14 protein-coding genes and 2 pseudogenes are annotated in these 17,894 nt (G+C 35.3%); 8 read left to right on the plus strand and 8 right to left on the minus strand.

Annotated features, from left to right (window positions below; all coding sequences use genetic code 11):
• Window positions 1-140: 140 nt before the first annotated feature.
• The gene (gene ppsA, locus ACUXVC_RS15535; RefSeq protein ID WP_446025746.1) at window positions 141-2,747 is read right to left on the minus strand and encodes a phosphoenolpyruvate synthase; all 2,607 of its coding nucleotides are present in this window, start codon (window positions 2,745-2,747) and stop codon (window positions 141-143) included.
• 489 nt (window positions 2,748-3,236) lie between these two features.
• Between ppsA and ACUXVC_RS15540 the strand changes: the two genes are divergently transcribed.
• Together ACUXVC_RS15540 and ACUXVC_RS15545 are read left to right on the plus strand one after the other, a co-directional pair.
• Window positions 3,237-4,094 carry an MBL fold metallo-hydrolase gene (locus ACUXVC_RS15540; protein WP_095690616.1) on the plus strand — a complete coding sequence of 286 codons (858 nt, stop codon included), beginning with the start codon at window positions 3,237-3,239 and terminating at the stop codon, window positions 4,092-4,094.
• 311 nt (window positions 4,095-4,405) lie between these two features.
• Complete coding sequence (locus tag ACUXVC_RS15545; protein ID WP_141241022.1) at window positions 4,406-4,882, plus strand: YndM family protein; 477 nt, start codon at window positions 4,406-4,408, stop codon at window positions 4,880-4,882.
• Window positions 4,883-4,917: 35 nt separating this feature from the next.
• Here the strand turns inward: ACUXVC_RS15545 and ACUXVC_RS15550 are convergent, their stop codons facing one another.
• A complete protein-coding gene (locus tag ACUXVC_RS15550) occupies window positions 4,918-5,433 on the minus strand; it encodes a DUF3231 family protein (protein ID WP_095690615.1) in 516 nt (171 codons plus the stop codon).
• A 294-nt stretch (window positions 5,434-5,727) separates the two neighbouring features.
• Window positions 5,728-5,940 carry a small acid-soluble spore protein, SasP family gene (gene sasP, locus ACUXVC_RS15555; protein ID WP_095690614.1) on the minus strand — a complete coding sequence of 71 codons (213 nt, stop codon included), beginning with the start codon at window positions 5,938-5,940 and terminating at the stop codon, window positions 5,728-5,730.
• Between the two features lie 265 nt (window positions 5,941-6,205).
• Here sasP and ACUXVC_RS15560 point away from each other — a divergent pair, with 265 nt between their 5' ends.
• Entirely contained in the window at window positions 6,206-7,339 is a 1,134-nt protein-coding gene (locus ACUXVC_RS15560; protein WP_071731980.1) for a zinc-dependent alcohol dehydrogenase, read from the plus strand.
• 78 nt (window positions 7,340-7,417) lie between these two features.
• Here ACUXVC_RS15560 and ACUXVC_RS15565 read toward each other — a convergent pair whose 3' ends face one another.
• Window positions 7,418-7,759, minus strand: a complete 342-nt coding sequence (locus ACUXVC_RS15565) for a YolD-like family protein (protein WP_078400233.1) — start codon at window positions 7,757-7,759, stop codon at window positions 7,418-7,420.
• Window positions 7,756-9,021: pseudogene (locus ACUXVC_RS15570) on the minus strand (Y-family DNA polymerase). The gene ACUXVC_RS15565 and the pseudogene ACUXVC_RS15570 overlap by 4 nt, the downstream one beginning before the upstream one ends.
• A gap of 550 nt (window positions 9,022-9,571) precedes the next feature.
• Between ACUXVC_RS15570 and ACUXVC_RS15575 the strand changes: the two are divergent.
• Window positions 9,572-9,991: a DUF1259 domain-containing protein gene (locus ACUXVC_RS15575; RefSeq protein WP_095690612.1), complete on the plus strand. Its 420-nt coding sequence runs from the start codon at window positions 9,572-9,574 to the stop codon at window positions 9,989-9,991.
• Between the two features lie 198 nt (window positions 9,992-10,189).
• Here the strand turns inward: ACUXVC_RS15575 and ACUXVC_RS15580 are convergent.
• The 3 genes and pseudogenes from ACUXVC_RS15580 to ACUXVC_RS15590 all read right to left on the minus strand — a co-directional run.
• A pseudogene (locus ACUXVC_RS15580) lies at window positions 10,190-10,461 on the minus strand (M15 family metallopeptidase); the annotation flags it as partial.
• Window positions 10,462-10,644: 183 nt separating this feature from the next.
• Window positions 10,645-12,234 carry a bifunctional metallophosphatase/5'-nucleotidase gene (locus ACUXVC_RS15585; RefSeq protein WP_446025747.1) on the minus strand — a complete coding sequence of 530 codons (1,590 nt, stop codon included), beginning with the start codon at window positions 12,232-12,234 and terminating at the stop codon, window positions 10,645-10,647.
• A gap of 409 nt (window positions 12,235-12,643) precedes the next feature.
• Window positions 12,644-13,480 (minus strand): bromoperoxidase, encoded by an 837-nt coding sequence (locus ACUXVC_RS15590; RefSeq protein WP_095690609.1) that lies wholly within the window; start codon window positions 13,478-13,480, stop codon window positions 12,644-12,646.
• 502 nt (window positions 13,481-13,982) lie between these two features.
• Here ACUXVC_RS15590 and ycaC point away from each other — a divergent pair.
• The 4 genes from ycaC (at window position 13,983) to ACUXVC_RS15610 (ending at window position 17,875) form a co-directional block, all read left to right on the plus strand.
• Window positions 13,983-14,627, plus strand: coding sequence for an isochorismate family cysteine hydrolase YcaC (gene ycaC / locus ACUXVC_RS15595; RefSeq protein ID WP_095690608.1), 645 nt, complete (start codon window positions 13,983-13,985; stop codon window positions 14,625-14,627).
• Window positions 14,628-14,791: 164 nt separating this feature from the next.
• Window positions 14,792-15,436, plus strand: a complete 645-nt coding sequence (locus tag ACUXVC_RS15600; RefSeq protein ID WP_000067162.1) for a hydrolase — start codon at window positions 14,792-14,794, stop codon at window positions 15,434-15,436.
• Window positions 15,433-16,026: an antibiotic biosynthesis monooxygenase gene (locus ACUXVC_RS15605; RefSeq protein ID WP_000806856.1), complete on the plus strand. Its 594-nt coding sequence runs from the start codon at window positions 15,433-15,435 to the stop codon at window positions 16,024-16,026. Before ACUXVC_RS15600 ends, ACUXVC_RS15605 begins: the two co-directional genes overlap by 4 nt.
• Before the next feature lie 13 nt (window positions 16,027-16,039).
• Window positions 16,040-17,875 (plus strand): amidohydrolase, encoded by a 1,836-nt coding sequence (locus ACUXVC_RS15610; RefSeq protein ID WP_141558568.1) that lies wholly within the window; start codon window positions 16,040-16,042, stop codon window positions 17,873-17,875.
• Window positions 17,876-17,894 lie beyond the last annotated feature (19 nt).

Below are 17,894 nucleotides of genomic sequence, written 5' to 3' on the forward strand. Positions count from 1 at the left end.
ATTGATGAAAGTTGATAAAACTATTAAAATCTCTGTATATCATATGCTCCTTTTTATTTCATTCTTCCGTTTCAATTAAAATCATAAAGAAATCGTCCACTATATTTAGTGGACGATTTCTTTATTTATCTAAAATACAACTATAGCACTTCAATATATCCTTCTGTTCCATGTACCCGAATTCGTTGCCCATCTTTTATTAGTTTCGTAGCGTTCTCTACTCCAACAACTGCTGGCAGGCCATACTCACGTGCAATCACTGCTCCGTGCGTCATAAGCCCGCCGACTTCAGTGACTAACCCTTTTATAGAAACAAACAACGGTGTCCAGCCAGGATCAGTAAATGCCGTAACTAATATATCTCCATCTTCCAAATTCGCGTCTTCCATATTTAAAATAACGCGTGCTCTCCCCTCAACCACTCCAGAAGAAACAGGCAAACCTACAATTGCTTCAGCCGGGAGATTTTCACGTTTGTACTTACCTGTAATGATTTCTCCATCAGACGTGATAACACGCGGGGGTGTTAGTTTTCCATATAATTTGTACTCATTTTTTTGTTTATGAATAATCTTGTAATCTAGTTTATTTGTGCGGACGACTTCGTAAAGTTCTTCAAAAGTTAGATAGTATATATCTTCTATTTCATCCAGAACATTATTTTGCTCAAGTTTCTCTGCTTCTTTCAGTAATGCCTGCTTATATATGAAATAACGATGGATCATGCCGTATTTCGGATATTCACGATAACCGATGGAATTGCGGAGGTTACAAATCATTCTCTTCGTCTCTTCTACTTTTTGTTCCCCATCCGGCAAGTGCTGCAATCGCTCTAACAGCTCTGCTTCTTTTTTCAAAGCTTCCTGCAGCCCTTCTTCAAACTTCCGTTTACTAGCACCATATTCAAAGTCCCTTATATGATTTAAAATCATCGGTATAATTGTAGCTGGCTGTTCACTCCAGCGAGTTTTCGTAATGTCGATTTCTCCGCTGCATCTCATTCCATATTTATTTAGAAAGGCATCGATTGCATCCCGAACTTTTTTCCCGCCTTTAAACTGAATTAATTCATCTAAAAAGCTGTCATCTTCTACATGCTGTAAATACATAATGACTTCCGGATACGGCCGGATCACATCTGCCACATCCAATAAAGCTAGCCCCATTTCTGACGTAATATTATGTTGTACAGATTGTGAAAGTACATCTGCTGCATTCTTTTCCCCTAGCCATTGTTCCATCTTTTCATTAATCCATGATGAAGCATTCATACCTGCCATAATAATAGCTATACTTTGCGAGTTAAATAATACTTCCTTTAATTGCTGAATGTCTTCTAAAATAAAATCAAGTACATCCACCCCTGATTTCGTTTGCATGTTTCGTTTTAACTCTTCTATTGATGATTGACTATTCTTTATTAAATTCGTAACGATTTCCGGATCGTTTTCAGGTTGTTGTTGCGAACTTGCAGGTGGCACATTTTTACTAAGATTCTTTTCTTTTTCATCATCCGATAACAATTTAATAAAATTCTCTCGCTCAATTACAGTCGTTAATGCATCTCGTATGAGCGGATCCGATTTACCTAAAGTGTTTATTAAGTAATCTCTGCTAGCAGGTGAAGCTAGTCTTTGCGTAGCATCAACAAATAGTCTTCCTCCAGCTTTACACATAGGTGCACTAGTCGTTAACAGGAAAAAAGATAAACCTAATGGTTTCATCGCATCCGTCATCATTTGCTGGTGACCAACTGATATATACACGTGATTTTCTCCATCATTTACTTCTGGAATTGGATATAAAGTCGTAATCGGCCTACTTTGGACTATATAAAATGTATCATCAACTAAGCACCATTCAATATCTTGTGGACAACCAAAATAAGCTTCGATTTGTCTTCCGATGCGTGCTAGTTGTAAAATTTGTTGTTCAGTAAGTGTTTGAACTTTTTGCTGATTAGGAGCAATTTTCTTTGTCACTGTTCCGCCTTCTTTTCGTCCATAGATGGCTAATTTTTTCGTTGCGATGACCTTTTCGACGATTTCGTCTTCTTTTACCCTATAATTATCGGCAGAAACCAATCCAGATACTAGCGCCTCGCCAAGTCCAAAGCTGGCATCGATTGATAACACCTTCCTATTCGAAGTAATCGGATCCGCAGTAAATAAAATCCCTGAAGCCTCAGGGAAAACCATTTTTTGAACGACAACACATATAGAAACTTGATTATGATCAAAACCATTTTGCATTCGATATATAACCGCTCGATCTGTAAATAAAGAAGCCCAGCATTTTTTAATATGCTGCAAAATGTTTTCTTTTCCAATAATATTTAAATACGTATCTTGTTGACCAGCAAACGAGGCATACGGTAAATCTTCAGCAGTAGCACTCGAACGCACTGCATACGCATGTTCATCGCCAAAGTGCGAAAGATAATGCACTACTGATTCCACTACATCAACTGGAATTTCCACCGCCATAATGACTTCTCTAATCTGCTTACTAATTTCACCAATTTGATCTCGTTCCTCAATTTTTAGCATTGCTAATTGATTCAATAAAATTTGAAACGCTCCATTTTTTCCGATGGCCTGTTCATATCCTACCGTTGTAACACAAAATCCTTCTGGCACTTGTATCCCTTGAATATTGGATAACTCCCCTAAATTCAATCCTTTTCCACCAACGAGAAAAAGCTGCGTTTTTTCTATTTCCTGAAAATTGAGAACAAAAGAACTCATTTGGCACCTCTCCTTACTATTCATGTGTTCTTGATTGTAACAGTAGTAAATGAGAAGAAACAGTCTATTTCGAACGTAAATTACATGATATAATTAAGTTAGGAAGAGATCATCACTTCTATTTCTCCTCTAATTCACTTCAATTACATCACCAAACTTAAACATTCTTTTATTATGAAAAGCAATCATTAGACATAATGGATTTCTATCGACCTTTGTTATTTATTTTTTATATAAACCCACATTTTAATATCCTTATATACCTTTTATTAAGCCATAAATTCGCCTCAAAAAATAGTAGAATCTGTGACTTTAAAAGCAATATTTTTTGTTTGCACTTTATATAAATTGATATGAATCCCTCTTAATTCTAGGACTAAATTATTGTTTTTTAATCCCGCATTACTTCTTTTCTCAAATTCACCAAAATGAATTTTCAAGATTAGGGAACTATAATGTCGTATTAAAATATATTAAGGGGGAGAAGAATTGGACAATGAAATGAATTATGGAAGTGATTACAAGTTTATTCCAGCAACTTCAATTGAAAGTGGTCACGGCATCGAAGTATTACGTGATTTATTTTGTTACACGATTCAAATCGTCAATATATGCTTTGTTGGAAATCCTGAGACCAATGAATTTGTTTTAGTTGATGCTGGAATGCCTAAATGTGCAAATGAAATTATCTCTATCACTGAGGATCGATTTGGTACCAATAGCCGCCCAAAAGCAATCATTTTAACTCACGGCCATTTTGATCATGTTGGGGGAATAATTGAACTCATCAAATATTGGGATGTTCCCGTCTATGCACATCAAATGGAGCTACCGTTCCTGACTGGACAACAAAGCTATCTAGAACCAGACCCTACAGTTGAAGGTGGTATGGTAGCGAAAATGTCTCCTCTGTTCCCAAACGAACCAATTGACTTAGGAAATAACGTAAAAGCGCTACCTACCGATGGAAGTGTTCCCCATATGCCAGAGTTTAGATGGATTCATACACCAGGACATACTCCAGGGCATATTTCATTATTCCGAGAAAAAGACCAAACTTTAATTGCTGGGGACGCTTTTGTTACAGTGAAACAGGAGTATCTGTATAAAGTAATAACTCAAAAACAGGAAATAAGCGGTCCGCCTCGTTATTTAACAACAGACTGGAAAGCCGCTAAAGAGTCAGTTATTAAGCTAGAGAAGTTAAAACCTCTAACCGCTGTTACTGGACATGGGATACCGATGTCGGGTGAATTGCTATCAACAAGCCTCAAAACACTCGTTCAAGAATTTGATAAAATTGCTGTACCTGATTACGGAAAATATATAGATAAAAAGATGCATTAAACGCGGAAATACTTTGTTTATTTTTATATTAATGAATCAAAATATAATGCAAAATCAAAACATCAAAAAATATTAAGTTTAATAAAAAAAACACTGTACTTAGGCAACATCTCTATTATAAGAATGGAACTCCCCTTTATGAATAAAGCTCGGTATTCCACAAATACTATCCATAGTATAAGCCTGCTTCTTACCCAGGTTGTACTTCTTACCGTTAAGGGGTAATTAAAACGGGTTACGCTATATAAAAGCATAATCCGTTTTTAATGAAATATTGTGTTCCATATACGTTTAAACAATGGAGGAAAATGATGAAACATATTGTTGCCTTATTAATTAAATACACAGCAATAACTGCAGTATTGCTAATCATGCTCAGTATCTTTCAAGGCATTTCAATTCCTAGAGTATTACTAATTTCTCTTTTTCTGACAGGAGCTGCCTATTTAATCGGAGACCTCTTCATTTTACCTAAATACGGAAATATGATTGCTACAATGGCAGATTTCGGCTTAAGCTTTTTCGGAACTTGGTTACTAACATCTTTGTTTACTAATTTAGATGCTACTCGTAACATTGGACTTTCTTCATTTATAGCCGCTTTAATTATTGGTGGAACAGAAGTTTTCTTCCATATTTATATGAAGAGGCTAGTGCTACGTAACGAAGATGAATTAACAAATCACAATCATATTCAACATGATAAATATGCTATGGAAATGTCAGATGAATATATAAATTCTTCCACAATAAATAAATCCAAGCTTGAGGATACATCTAAAAAATAAAAAAGTGGCCAACGCCACTTTTTTATTTTTGTTTATTACGCTTGATCAGAATTTCTTACATGTAATGGAGGTGGAACTACCCATCCCTTTTTCTTACTTAAACGTAGCAGAGTTACACCTGCCTGCGCTTTTTTCATATGAAATTGTCCAAATAACATGCCTACATCTTCTCGAAGGCATTTTCCCATTACTTGACTACATGTCACAAGTCCAGCTGCTAGCCCTGCAGAAACAGCAGCAGCAATTTCAGCATCATTAATACGTGCTCCAGGAGGAATGTCTTCGATAGATGCAACTGGTCGTTCTGGAGGAGCAGGCGGTAAAGCGACCCCATTAATCTTTAAAAGAGCTTTTAATTCTTCTATTTCCGAATTTATATCATTTTCAATTAAGCCTTCTAAAAACTTCTTCAAATCTTCATCACCTGTGTGATTCATAAATACTTGATGACTTGCAATTGCACCCTGTGCAGCAAGAAGATAACTCCAAATGTCAAATACTTCTCCGTAATGTAAAGGTTCATTTTGAGGATTTCCACTTAATATACCCATTTTTAAATTCCTACCTTTCGAAAATATCAAAATAAATATTGATTTCAATATTGAAATCAAATTTTTAAGTATGCTTTTTCCTGCAAAGGATTTTCTACTATGCATGGAAAACACCTTTCCAACACTGCGTGTTTATTGTTTAGGAAAGTAGTTTACAAATTAAATACTCAAAGATTATGAAAGAAGATTATCAATAATCTTTGAGTGAGAATCTGTTTAATATAAGGTTTTTTATTTTTATGAATACACAAAAGAAATTGATTTACATATTTGCTATATTTTATGCCAATTTACTTAGCGGTTAGCTCTACCACCAAGTTGTTGTTCTGCCAATGCTACTAAACGTTTTGTAATTTCACCACCAACAGATCCGTTTGAACGAGCTTTTGTATCTGCACCAAGTTGTACACCAAACTCTTGTGCAATTTCATATTTCATTTGATCAAGAGCTTGTTCAGCGCCTCGAACTAATAATTCATTACGACTTCCACTATTATTGTTTGCCATATTGTTTCACCTCCGATGTTGTTAATATGCTACAAATTATGAAAAAACAATTATCCTTTTTCTGGTAATTGTATTGTGAATAAAAATTGATTTTTTTCTTAAAGTAGGGCAAAACATATAAGAAAGAATAACTGATATAACATACTTTCATAACAACACTATGTATACTTTCTAATTCCCTTCAGTAAATAAAAGAAAGATTTCTATTTCACCAAGAGATTAAATAAAATTATGTTTTGAGACATAATTCAAAAGGAGATATGAGATGAAAGCTGTAACCTATCAAGGACCAAACCAAGTACAGGTTAAACAAGTGGATGATGCAAAATTAGAAAAAAAAGATGATATTATAGTAAGAATTACTTCAACCGCTATTTGTGGTTCTGATTTACATTTATATCAAGGCAACATGCCCTTACCTCAAGGATACATTATCGGCCATGAACCAATGGGAATCGTTGAAGAAGTCGGGCCAGATGTCACTAGAGTGAAAAAAGGCGATCGTGTTGTCATCCCCTTCAACGTTTCTTGTGGACATTGTTTCTATTGCCAACATGAAATGGAAAGTCAATGTGATAACTCAAACCCTCATTACGATTCTGGTGGATACTTTGGTTATACAGAGAAATTTGGTAATCATCCAGGAGGACAAGCAGAATATTTAAAAGTTCCATTTGGTAATTTCACTCCATTTGTTATACCGGAATCATGCGAACTTGAAGATGAATCCCTACTATTTTTATCAGATGTTTTACCAACAGCCTATTGGAGTGTAATAAACGCAGGCGTTAAGCCAGGTGATACTGTTATCGTCCTTGGTTGTGGACCTGTTGGATTAATGACACAAAAATTCGCTTGGATGCAAGGTGCTAAACGTGTAATTGCAGTGGATTACTTAGATTATCGGATGAATTATGCAAAAAAGATTAACAATGTTGAGGTATTTGAGTTTACAAAATTCCCCGATATGGGAGAACATTTAAAGGAAATTACACATGGCGGTGCTGATGTAGTTATTGATTGTGTGGGGATGGATGGAAAAAAATCGCCTCTAGAATTTCTGGAACAAAAATTGAAATTACAAGGTGGAACTCTCGGTCCTATTCAAATCGCTACGAAAGCCGTAAGGAAATATGGAACGGTTCAAATGACCGGCGTTTATGGTGGCAATTATAACGCCTTTCCACTTGGGGCATTTTGGGTTAGAAATATTAATCTTAAAATGGGACAAGCACCTGTCATTCATTTTATGCCGGAACTATTTGAAAAAATAACAAATAAAGAATTTGATCCAAAAGAGATTATTACACACAAAATTCCCCTTGAAGAAGCGAGCTACGGTTATCAGATTTTTAATAATCGTGAAGATGATTGTATTAAAGTTATTTTAAAACCTTGAAAATTGTTATGTGACTGAACCTTTTATTTTTCTATGCAGTAGACTGCTAAAAATAAACCTACTGCATAGAAAAGTATTCTAATCAACCTCAATTACATCACCAAACTTTAACATTCTTTGATTATGAAAAGCATCGGTACAAGTAATCGTCTCCATTAATGGATTAATATCCACTACTGTTATGTAATTTTTATATAAATAACCATCTTTATAATATGTAAGTAAAACCTCTTCCTCACCTAAAAATGAAGTTAATAGCTTATTTTCAATCATTTCTTTTGCATCTTGTGTTACAATTGGACGCGAGGCTTTCGTTTGCTCCTTTATCATTTCTTTAATAACTGCGAACTGCTCCGGCATACTGGCAAACGGTTGCCACTTTACCATACCTCTTCCTTTTGGCATATTAGCATTCTTCACGATTTGTGCCCTCCTAATAATGTGTTTCTATATCTTGCTGTTGCGACGCTTGTGTAAGAAATCCCACGTAAAATACTGTTCTTACCAAATCGTGTTCGAATTTCGTCCATAACTTTCGTTAATCGTATTTCTTTTTCTCTTTGTATAATGTTATCGAAAAGCGAAATTTGCTCTTCCCCTTCATTAATAAGGTTTGTTAATGAAACACTTACTGATCGAATCGGCTCTCCTGTATGGCGCTCATATAAAAAATATGTACAAACATTATAAATATCCATCGTTAAGTTTGTTGCTCTATTTAACGTATGTGCCTTTTTTATTCCCCCACCGTATTTCTTGCTATATCCAACTGAAAAATGAATTGTTTGCGCGCATTTCTTTTCTCATCTCAACCTATAACAAACCTCTTCTATATGCTCTAATAAAATAACTATGAACTCTTCTACCGAATAATCACGCAATAATATTTGGCTTTTCGCTATAGATGTTGTCACTGGAACGTATTTTTCTGCTATTCTACTAAAATCAATTCCGTTACTATGTAGATGTAATTCTTCGCCTATTACACCGAATGATTGCTTTAAATATTTCAAAGGATACTGAGCTAATTCTCCAATGGTATGTATATCTTTTCGATTCAATTTCATTTCTGTTTTATACGATATACCCCAAAATTTACTGAGCGGTCTAATACTCCATAACTTCTCGGGTATATCGTCATACGTCCACTGCGCTATTCCATCCCTATTCTTTTTCGCTTCCACATCCATCGCTACTTTACTTAATAATAAATTAGGCCCAATACCAATCGTACTTTCAATCCTTGTACGTTCATATATTTCTCGCTTAAACTTTAATGCGAATTCGCGCGGATTACTGGCAAACAAATGAATACTTGCAGTCATATCCATAAAAAATTCATCGATACTATATTGATGAAAATCTTCCGGTGCGACATATTGCAAAGCCAAACCCGTTATGAAAGTTGAACACTTCATATACGTATGCATAATTGGATTCACAATAATAATATCTGGTCGCTTCGGTATTTCGTACAAACGAGCCATCTTCTTTATTCCTAACGCTTTTAATGGCGGTGTTGCTGCTAATACAATTGATCCGCTCTGATTCACATCCCCTACGACAGCCAATTTTGTATATCTTGGATCAAGTCCTTTTTTAATACATGATACGCTTGCATAAAAGCTACGAAGGTCTACACAAAGAATAATACGATTCGGTAAAAGAGAATAATCATACAAGGTTATCACTCCTAACAAAAAGAACATTTGTTCTTATTATATACGAACTAACGTTCTTTTTAAAGGTATTTCTATGAAAATTTTGGTTAAAATGACCGTTACTAAATTCTAAGAAAACCTTAAAGAATTTCCCTCTGTATTCATAGGAATTGTTTTCTATACCGAAAAATATAAATAGATACAGGGAGAAACAACTAAATTCTTCGTGAATAGGTACGGTATTTTGGAACTCATTTTTTAGTAGTGTTTTTTTATAGAAAATAAAATATTATTGGTTATTTTCTCAACGTTGTTTTTCTAGTTTTATCATTCAAATTTAAATATATATTTATTTAATCTACATAAACTAAAAACATATAAGTGCATACTTTGTGAATTTTTTATAATAACATCTCGAACAGACTATCATAAATCGTAAGTTTAATAACTCGGATACATTAATCAGCTCCAACAAAGTTCCGAATATCCAAGTACTATAGCTTGTATTTCTTTTAAAATAAACATTCAAATCTCCAATTATACAATTTTGTACGAGAAAGGGATTGAATTTATGCACAATCTTAATTTCATTTGTGAACAATTTGCTACAATACTTAAAGGAAAAAGTAAAATAAGTCAAAGTGGTTGTTCGGTGTCTTTTCACCGCGATTTTAGCGTGCTTGTTCAAGGAAAACGGAGTACCAATGTAGTACCCGTCGGAGTAAGTTTTGAATCATTGGATCAAAATGGTAATGCATTAAATTTAGGTGAAATCGCTGTTCTACAAGAAGAGATTCCTGCATTTATGAGATCAATTATACAACAAGGAATTATTGTCAGTGCTTTACATAATCACTGGCTGTACATGGATCCCTTAATTATGTATATTCATATCCAATCTGTAGAGCCCCCATTACATTTTGCACAAAAGTTGGCGAATTCTTTTTTATCCTTAAGTAACTATCCTATTGCTAATAATGAGGGACAATGATTGGTGTTTGGAATAATTACCTTTTCTATATGTATAAACATGATAAAATCATTTCACTTTGTGCCAAAAAGTAAAAAAACTGCCTATCAAATTTTTAGATAGGCAGTTTTTGCATCTATTAAAATAAAGTACCCTACTATTTTATAAAATACTATTCCCTAAACAAAAAATACAGATTTTTAATTCACTGTGGCTTTCTTATCTCATATATTCCTCTAAAGTTAGTTTTTCCTTATATATTTTTTAGCAATATCTCCTACATAGCGAATATGCCAAGGCTCATACGCATAAACAGTCATATTTCTTTATTCTTTTGGATAACAAATGATATATCCTGCACGATGCGTATTTTCTTTCGGCCACTTCCCTTCCTTCGTCTTAGCACACCATAACTCTAATTCATTATTTGCATCTTTAGCATCCATCGTTAAGCCTATTTGATGTTCGCTATTTCCCGTTTTTTCAAAAAAGCCCCCCCTATACGTTCAGGATATCGACTTTTGTTTACTTCACTTTTTTTCGGCACTCTGTATCTATACAGTATATTCATTGACCACGGTAAGATTTATTTCAAAGCCACAAAAAATAGATTACCTGCACATTAAGAAGTATAGCGTACAGGTAATCTATTTGTTTTTGAGATTAATAAAAAACTAATTTATTTTTTGAATTCTTCCATCAATAATAGACTGAATTGGTTCTTTTGATTTTTTTATATAATCTACTAATGCTTCAAAATCAGTTGGTCCTGTTTCAGCATCTTTACCGTTTTTAAAGGATACAAATCCATCTCCACCTGACGCTAGAAATGCGTTCGCAACGACGCTGTAAGTTTTAGAAGGATTAATTTCTTCTCCATTTGTTAGGCGAATACTTGTTACTTTTTCTCCATTAGGCTTGTTCGCATCCCAAGTGTATTGGATCCCTGAAATTTGAAGCATTCTTGTTATATCTTTTTGCCATTGTTGATTTAAAATATCACGAATGTCTTGACCTGTTAAATTTACTTTTATTAATTGATTTCCGAATGGTTGAATACCATATATCTCTCCCCATGTAATATCACCAGCATCTAAGTCATTACGAATACCACCAGGATTCATAAGTGCAATTTGGGATTGCATTGTTGTACGCTGGGCATCAGCAACCAAATTTCCCAGAGTAGATTCACCAGCCGTATTGAGTTTGCGATCTAGTGGAGCAATAGACTTACCTACAACTTCATTAACAAGAGGTGCGATTTTTGCTTGATATTTCTCCATCTTCTTCTTTATTTTTTTATCAGGCTCCATGCCTTCATGGTAAGTTGTAACAATTTCTGCTTTTTTTTCAACAATGTCTTGTGTCTTACGATCAATCTTTACATCAACATCAGCAAAAGCCATACCATATGAATTTGCTTGTACGACAAGTTTATTATTAACAGTTCCATTTACATAGGTGTGGCTATGGCCACCAAAAATAACATCGACTTCTGGATCAGTCTCATTTGCTAATCGGACGATATCACCATTTGTTACGCCGTTCCCATCTGTTATACCTCCGTTATGTGCAAGAACAACGATAGATTTAACGCCTAGTTTTTTTAATTGCTTTACGGATTTGTTAATAGCTTCAACTTCATCTGTAATTTCTACATTCTTTAGCATAGTAGGCATAACAAGGTTAGGAACATCCGTTGTTACGACTCCGATAAATCCAACAGGAACTCCTTGTACCTTTTTTATAGTGAATGGTGGTAAAAATAAACGACCGGTGGATTTATTATAGAAATTTGCAGCAACATATGGGAATTTTGCTCCTTTAAAATTTCCTGTTTTCTCATGGTATCCACCATAAATAAGGCGGTTCATTTCTTCAACACCTTCATCAAATTCATGATTTCCTATCGTTCCAACATCGAATTTCAAATCATTTAGAAATTCAATCGTAGGTTCGTCTTGTAATAATGCTGAAACAGGAGTACTTGCTCCAACAACATCGCCAGCATGTACTTTTAATGTATTCGGATTTTGTTTTTCACGATCACGTAAATAAGCCCCTAAGTACTCAATTCCCCCTGCATCTTTATTGTTAATTTTTTTTACTGTGTCTAGTTGCCCATGAAAATCGTTAATACCGAGCATTTGTACATCTATGTAACGGTTTTGTTCTGTACTTGCTTGGATTGAAGGTGCAGCAAATACACTAGTAAAAGTAACTGTACTTAATGCTAAAGCAACTGGAATGATTTTTTTCAACATAAAATTTCTCTCCCCTAATTAAAATCTGACATAATACGATGTTATTTTAATATATTAAGAGAATTATTTCCACAAAAATTCTACCAATTATAAAAATTAATAAGATTTTATTGTTTTCTGACAAGATATTTCTTCCTCAAAAAAATGTATATTTCTTTGTTTTGAGGATTATTCAAAATATTATCTTGATAGTAATATAACAATACTTCTAAGAAATCTAAAAAACTCTAATCAATATATTTTAGCTGTTAAGAAGAGTATTCAATCCAAAATTAATAGGGATTTATCAACCTAACATCTCAATATCACCATTTAAAAAGATGCTCCTGGATTTATCCAAGAGCATCTTTTATAAAGCTTTATTTTTTACTTGTTTATAATTTATCAATTAACAATTATATAGTTGTAATCAGTCATTTAAAAATAATAGGAGTGCTTCATTAAATTCTTTAGCATGCGTTGCATTTAGCCCATGTGGACCACCCTTTATTAAGGCTACTTTAGAATTAGGAATTGCTTCATGTGTTAATTTCCCACTATATTCATATGGTACAGTTGCATCAGAATCACCGTGAATAATAAGAGTAGGTATATTAAACTTCTCCAAGTCTTTTCTAAAATCTGTCTTACTAAAGGCGGTAATACAATCAAGTGTTCCTTTAGGTGATGCACTGGCTGCAATATCCCAATTATATAAACGGAATGGCTCACTAACTAAATCTGTTCGATTACCAGCCGCGAAAAATCCCTTAGTAAATTCATCAAGAAATGCAAGGCGGTCATTTATCACACCACTTTTGAATGCTTCAATTGTTGCATCATCTAATGCCCCTTCAGGATGATCCTCTGATTTGTATAAATATGGAGGTACTGCTCCAGCAAAAACAGCCTTTTCAATACGATCTGTTCCATACGTACTAATATACCGGGCTACTTCGCCTCCACCCATAGAAAAACCAACAAGTGTGACATTTTGAAGCTCTAAATGTTCTAATAGTTGATGTAAATCAGAAGTAAAGGTATCATATTCATACCCTTCCCACGGCTGAGATGATTGTCCAAATCCTCGACGATCATATGTTATAACTCTGTATCCAGCCTCAACAAGAGCGGGAACTTGGTATTCCCAAGATCGACCACTTAACGGCCAACCATGAATTAGTACAACTGGTTTTCCTGTGCCATAATCCTCATAATATATCTCAATTGGTTCTTGATTTTCGGTTCCTACAGTAATTTTAGCCATGCTTCTACCTCCAAAAAATATTCTAATATGTATCCTTTTCTTCAATAATCCGGATGAATCTCATAACCTATTCATGCACGTTTATGTTGTGAACTCTAAGTATGAAACTCTATTGTTCCAATGCATTCATTTTCTCCTTTTGGAACAATCCCCCCTCTAATACCTTTTTCATCATAAAATAATTACTGAACATTACTCCTATTCAATTGTAATAACAAAAATAGGTGACTATCAATATTGTTCTATCTATAGGATGTATAGGTAAAACCAATCTATTTTATAGTGAAAACAACTATAGTTACGACCTATATGAATTATAGATAATTTAGAATTGATTAACGAATCAGTTTTCAAATACTATAAATTTGTATAGCACTTCATGTTCTGTGAATGCTGCTATAACCAATATTATTGGTCAGCTTAGTTATAAACGAAGAAACTTATGATAGTATTCGACTATTTAAACTTTCTTCGATTACTTAATTTTTAGGAGGAATACATAATGACTGATCTCTATTCTCGTATTAACAAAGATGATGCTGTTGTGCTTTTAGTAGATCATCAAACTGGTCTTATGTCCGGACTAGTACGTGACTATGGTGTTGATGAATTCAAGAACAATGTTTTAGCTCTTGCTCATACTGCTAAGTTTTTTGATTTACCAGTTATTTTAACAACAAGTTTCGAAAACGGGCCTAATGGACCTTTAATGCAAGAATTGGTTGATCTCTTTCCTCATGCACCAAAAATAGCTCGACCTGGACAAATTAACGCATGGGATAATGATGATTTTGTAAAAGCAATCGAAGGAACTGGAAAAAAGCAACTTATCATCGCGGGCGTAGTTACGGACGTTTGTGTTGCTTTCCCTGCACTTTCCGCTTTAAAAGCTGGATATGAAGTATTTGCTGTTACTGATGCTTCAGGAACTTTCAGTAAACAAGTTGCAGATGCTGCAAATACTCGTATGGCACATAGTGGTGTGCAACTTATGAACTGGTTTAGCGTAGCTTGCGAATTACAACGCGATTGGCGCAACGATGTCGAAGGTTTTGGCAATTTGCTTGCTAGCAATCTTCCAGGCTATCAAAATATAATTGGAAGCTATATGGGCGCGCAGCGAGATCTTAGTAAACAAAATGCATAGATGTATCTCAAGGAAATAGCTTTAAATCACCTTTTTTAAAGTAGATAGTATAAATTTAGTGCTGATTAAATCAGCACTAAATTTAAATTAAAAAGTATAGCAGAGCTTTAATTGACAGAAGATACATTACTTTCAATAAACAATTGAAAAAGGAGCGTTTTATTATGAGTAATTTAGAATTGTTAAATCCGGAGAACAGTGCCTTAATTTTAATTGATTTTCAACCTCAAATGACTTTTGGAGTTGCAAGTATTGATAGACAAACATTGATTAATAACGTTATGCTGCTTGCTAAATCAGCAAAAACTTTTAACGTACCTACTATTCTTACTACAGTTGAAACACGCAGCTTTTCTGGTTATTTTTGGCCACAAATTCTTGATATATTCCCAAACCATGAAATTATAGAACGTAGTTCAATGAACTCTTGGGAAGATCCGAAATTTGTTGAGGCAGTTAAAGCAACCGGTAGAAAGAAATTAATATTTGCAGCACTTTGGACTGAAGTTTGCCTTGCATTCCCTGTGCTTGAAGCAATTAAAGCTGGCTATGAGGTATATGCAGTTGATGATGCTTCAGGTGGTACTAGTTTGACAGCACATAACGCTGCTATGCGTCGTGTAGAACAAGCTGGTGCAATTCCAGTGACAGCAATTCAAGTTTTACTTGAATACCAACGTGACTGGGCACACAAGGACACTTATGATGCTGTAATGGAGATTGTAAAGGAACACACTGGTGCTTATGGTCAAGGTGTAGAATACGCATATACTATGGTGCATGGCGCGCTTCCAAGCAGGAAGATATGAAACAAGAAGGAGTAGCTGTCGAAGAGACTTATACAGGGAACACGATGGATGCTGGCAATCCAGTAACAACGATTGTTACATGGGAAATTCAAGAAGGTAGAGAAAAACAGTTTGAAACATGGAGACATGAAATTGAGGCTGCGGCTACTAAATTCCCAGGACATTTAGGTGTAAATCTAATAGTCCCAAGTAACGAATCCAGAGAGTATACTGTTATTTTTCGCTTTGATACGTATGAGCATCTACGTGCTTGGCAAGAATCAGATGTTCGCCGGGATTTGTTAAAAACGGCCGAGCAATTTCAAGCCACTAATCCAACTTATAAAACTGAAAGCAGTTTGGCTTATTGGTTTGTTACTCCGAAAACGCCAGTTCCACCTCCAAAATGGAAAATGTCTATCGTTACCCTTCTGGGTGTATGGCCTCTTAGCATGTTAGTTCCTAAAGTGATAGGACCTATTATAAAACATATGAATCCTATTATGTCAGCTTTTTTTGTTTCTGTATGTATAGTGTCCTTGCTATCATGGGTAGTCATGCCGATTTTCGGTAAATTATTTCATCCATGGTTACAAAATAATAGAAAGTAGACGAGGTGTGAACATGAATTTACCGAATATGATCTTATATAACGGAAAAATTACTACCCTTGACCCTTCTCAGCCTGAGGTATCTGCTATCGCCATAACTGATGGTTTAGTCACTGCAGTAGGTGGAGATGAGATTCTTAATAGTGCCACGGAAAAAACAAAAAAAATAGACCTAAAAAGAAAGAGAGCTATTCCAGGCCTGAATGACTCTCATATACACGTTATTCGTGGTGGTCTGCATTATAATATGGAATTACGTTGGGAAGGCGTGCCATCACTTTTTATTGCTCTAGAAATGCTCAAAGAACAGGCAAGGCGTACACCTGCTCCTCAGTGGGTAAGAGTAGTTGGAGGTTGGTCTGAATTTCAATTTAAAGAGAGACGGATGCCAACATTAGAAGAGATTAATGCTGTTTCTGAAGACACGCCTGTCTTTGTGCTACATCTTTACGATAGAGCACTTGTAAATCGTGCAGGGCTACGTGCATTGGGATACACGAAAGATACCCCAGACCCTCCAGGCTGTTTAATTCAGCGGGATAAAAGAGGTAATCCAACGGGCCTTTTAATTGCTAACCCTAACGCTTCTATTCTTTATTCAAGTTTGGGTAAAGCTCCAGTACTTAATCTTGACGACCAGATTAACTCAACTCGCCATTTTATGCGTGAATTAAATAGATTAGGTATTACAAGCGCCATCGACGCAGGTGGTGGTTTCCAAAATTACCCTGATGACTACAAAGTTGTTGAACATTTAGCCGAGAAGGAACAATTAACTTTGCGTATTGCTTATAATCTATTTACGCAAAATCCTAATCATGAATATGAAGACTTTGCTTCATGGGCAAAAATTGTTTCTCCTGGTCAAGGAAATGATAAGTATAAAATGAATGGTGCCGGAGAAATGTTAGTATTCTCGGCAGCCGATTTTGAAAAATTTCAAATGCCACGGCCCGAACTAGCTACAGTAATGGAAGCCGACTTAAAGAAAGTAATTTCTCTCTTGGTGGAAAACCGTTGGCCATTCCGTTTACATGCAACTTATGACGAGTCAATCACACGTTTCTTAAATGTATTTGAGGAAGTTAACAGAGAAATTCCTTTTAATGGGCTACGCTGGTGGTTTGATCATGCAGAAACAATCTCAGATCGTAGTATGGAACGTGTTAAGGCTTTAAATGGCGGTATTGCCATCCAAGACCGCATGGCTTTTCAAGGTGAATACTTTGTTGACTTATACGGAAAGGAAGCTGCAAAGCATACTCCTCCGATTTATCGTATGTTAGACCTTGGTATACCTGTTGGTGCCGGTAGTGATGCAACCAGGGTTTCCAGCTATAACCCTTGGGTCGCCCTTTACTGGATGGTTGCCGGAAAAACCATTGGTGGGCTTTCCATATACGATGAAAAAAATAAACTTGATAGAAAAGTAGCCCTGGAATTATATTCAAAAGGAAGTGCGTGGTTCTCTGGTGATGAAGGTAAAAAGGGAACCCTGACAGTAGGTCAGTTTGCTGATATTGCTGTATTATCTGCTGACTACTTTACTGTGCCAGAAGAAGAAATCAAAGACCTTGAATCATTACTCACCATTATGGGCGGGCAGGTTGTTTATGGAAATGATGAATTTAAAAACTTATCACCTGAATTGCCGCCAGCATCACCTGATTGGTCACCGACGGGCGTTTATGGTTATGGTGGTGCTAACCTAGCCAACACTATACTTTCTCACGATTCCCATGATAACAAGTTACATAGTTGTAGTAACCCTCTCCATCAACACACTCATACCGTAATAGGAAAAGATGGAACTAAATGGGGGATTGGTTGTACTTGCTTTGCTTTCTAAATCAAAACCACCGGTATAA

It is taken from the genome of Bacillus sp. N6, from assembly GCF_052805735.1.

What these genes read in the sequence shown, in the direction of transcription:
- ACUXVC_RS15605 (WP_000806856.1), top strand. Translation starts at nt 15,433, where the DNA reads ATGAAACAAGAAGGAGTAGCTGTCGAAGAGACTTATACAGGGAACACG.
- ACUXVC_RS15590 (WP_095690609.1), bottom strand. Translation starts at nt 13,480, where the DNA reads ATGGCTAAAATTACTGTAGGAACCGAAAATCAAGAACCAATTGAGATA.
- sasP (WP_095690614.1), bottom strand. Translation starts at nt 5,940, where the DNA reads ATGGCAAACAATAATAGTGGAAGTCGTAATGAATTATTAGTTCGAGGC.
- ACUXVC_RS15585 (WP_446025747.1), bottom strand. Translation starts at nt 12,234, where the DNA reads ATGTTGAAAAAAATCATTCCAGTTGCTTTAGCATTAAGTACAGTTACT.
- ACUXVC_RS15550 (WP_095690615.1), bottom strand. Translation starts at nt 5,433, where the DNA reads ATGGGTATATTAAGTGGAAATCCTCAAAATGAACCTTTACATTACGGA.
- ACUXVC_RS15545 (WP_141241022.1), top strand. Translation starts at nt 4,406, where the DNA reads ATGAAACATATTGTTGCCTTATTAATTAAATACACAGCAATAACTGCA.
- ACUXVC_RS15575 (WP_095690612.1), top strand. Translation starts at nt 9,572, where the DNA reads ATGCACAATCTTAATTTCATTTGTGAACAATTTGCTACAATACTTAAA.
- ACUXVC_RS15600 (WP_000067162.1), top strand. Translation starts at nt 14,792, where the DNA reads ATGAGTAATTTAGAATTGTTAAATCCGGAGAACAGTGCCTTAATTTTA.
- ppsA (WP_446025746.1), bottom strand. Translation starts at nt 2,747, where the DNA reads ATGAGTTCTTTTGTTCTCAATTTTCAGGAAATAGAAAAAACGCAGCTT.
- ACUXVC_RS15560 (WP_071731980.1), top strand. Translation starts at nt 6,206, where the DNA reads ATGAAAGCTGTAACCTATCAAGGACCAAACCAAGTACAGGTTAAACAA.
- ACUXVC_RS15610 (WP_141558568.1), top strand. Translation starts at nt 16,040, where the DNA reads ATGAATTTACCGAATATGATCTTATATAACGGAAAAATTACTACCCTT.
- ycaC (WP_095690608.1), top strand. Translation starts at nt 13,983, where the DNA reads ATGACTGATCTCTATTCTCGTATTAACAAAGATGATGCTGTTGTGCTT.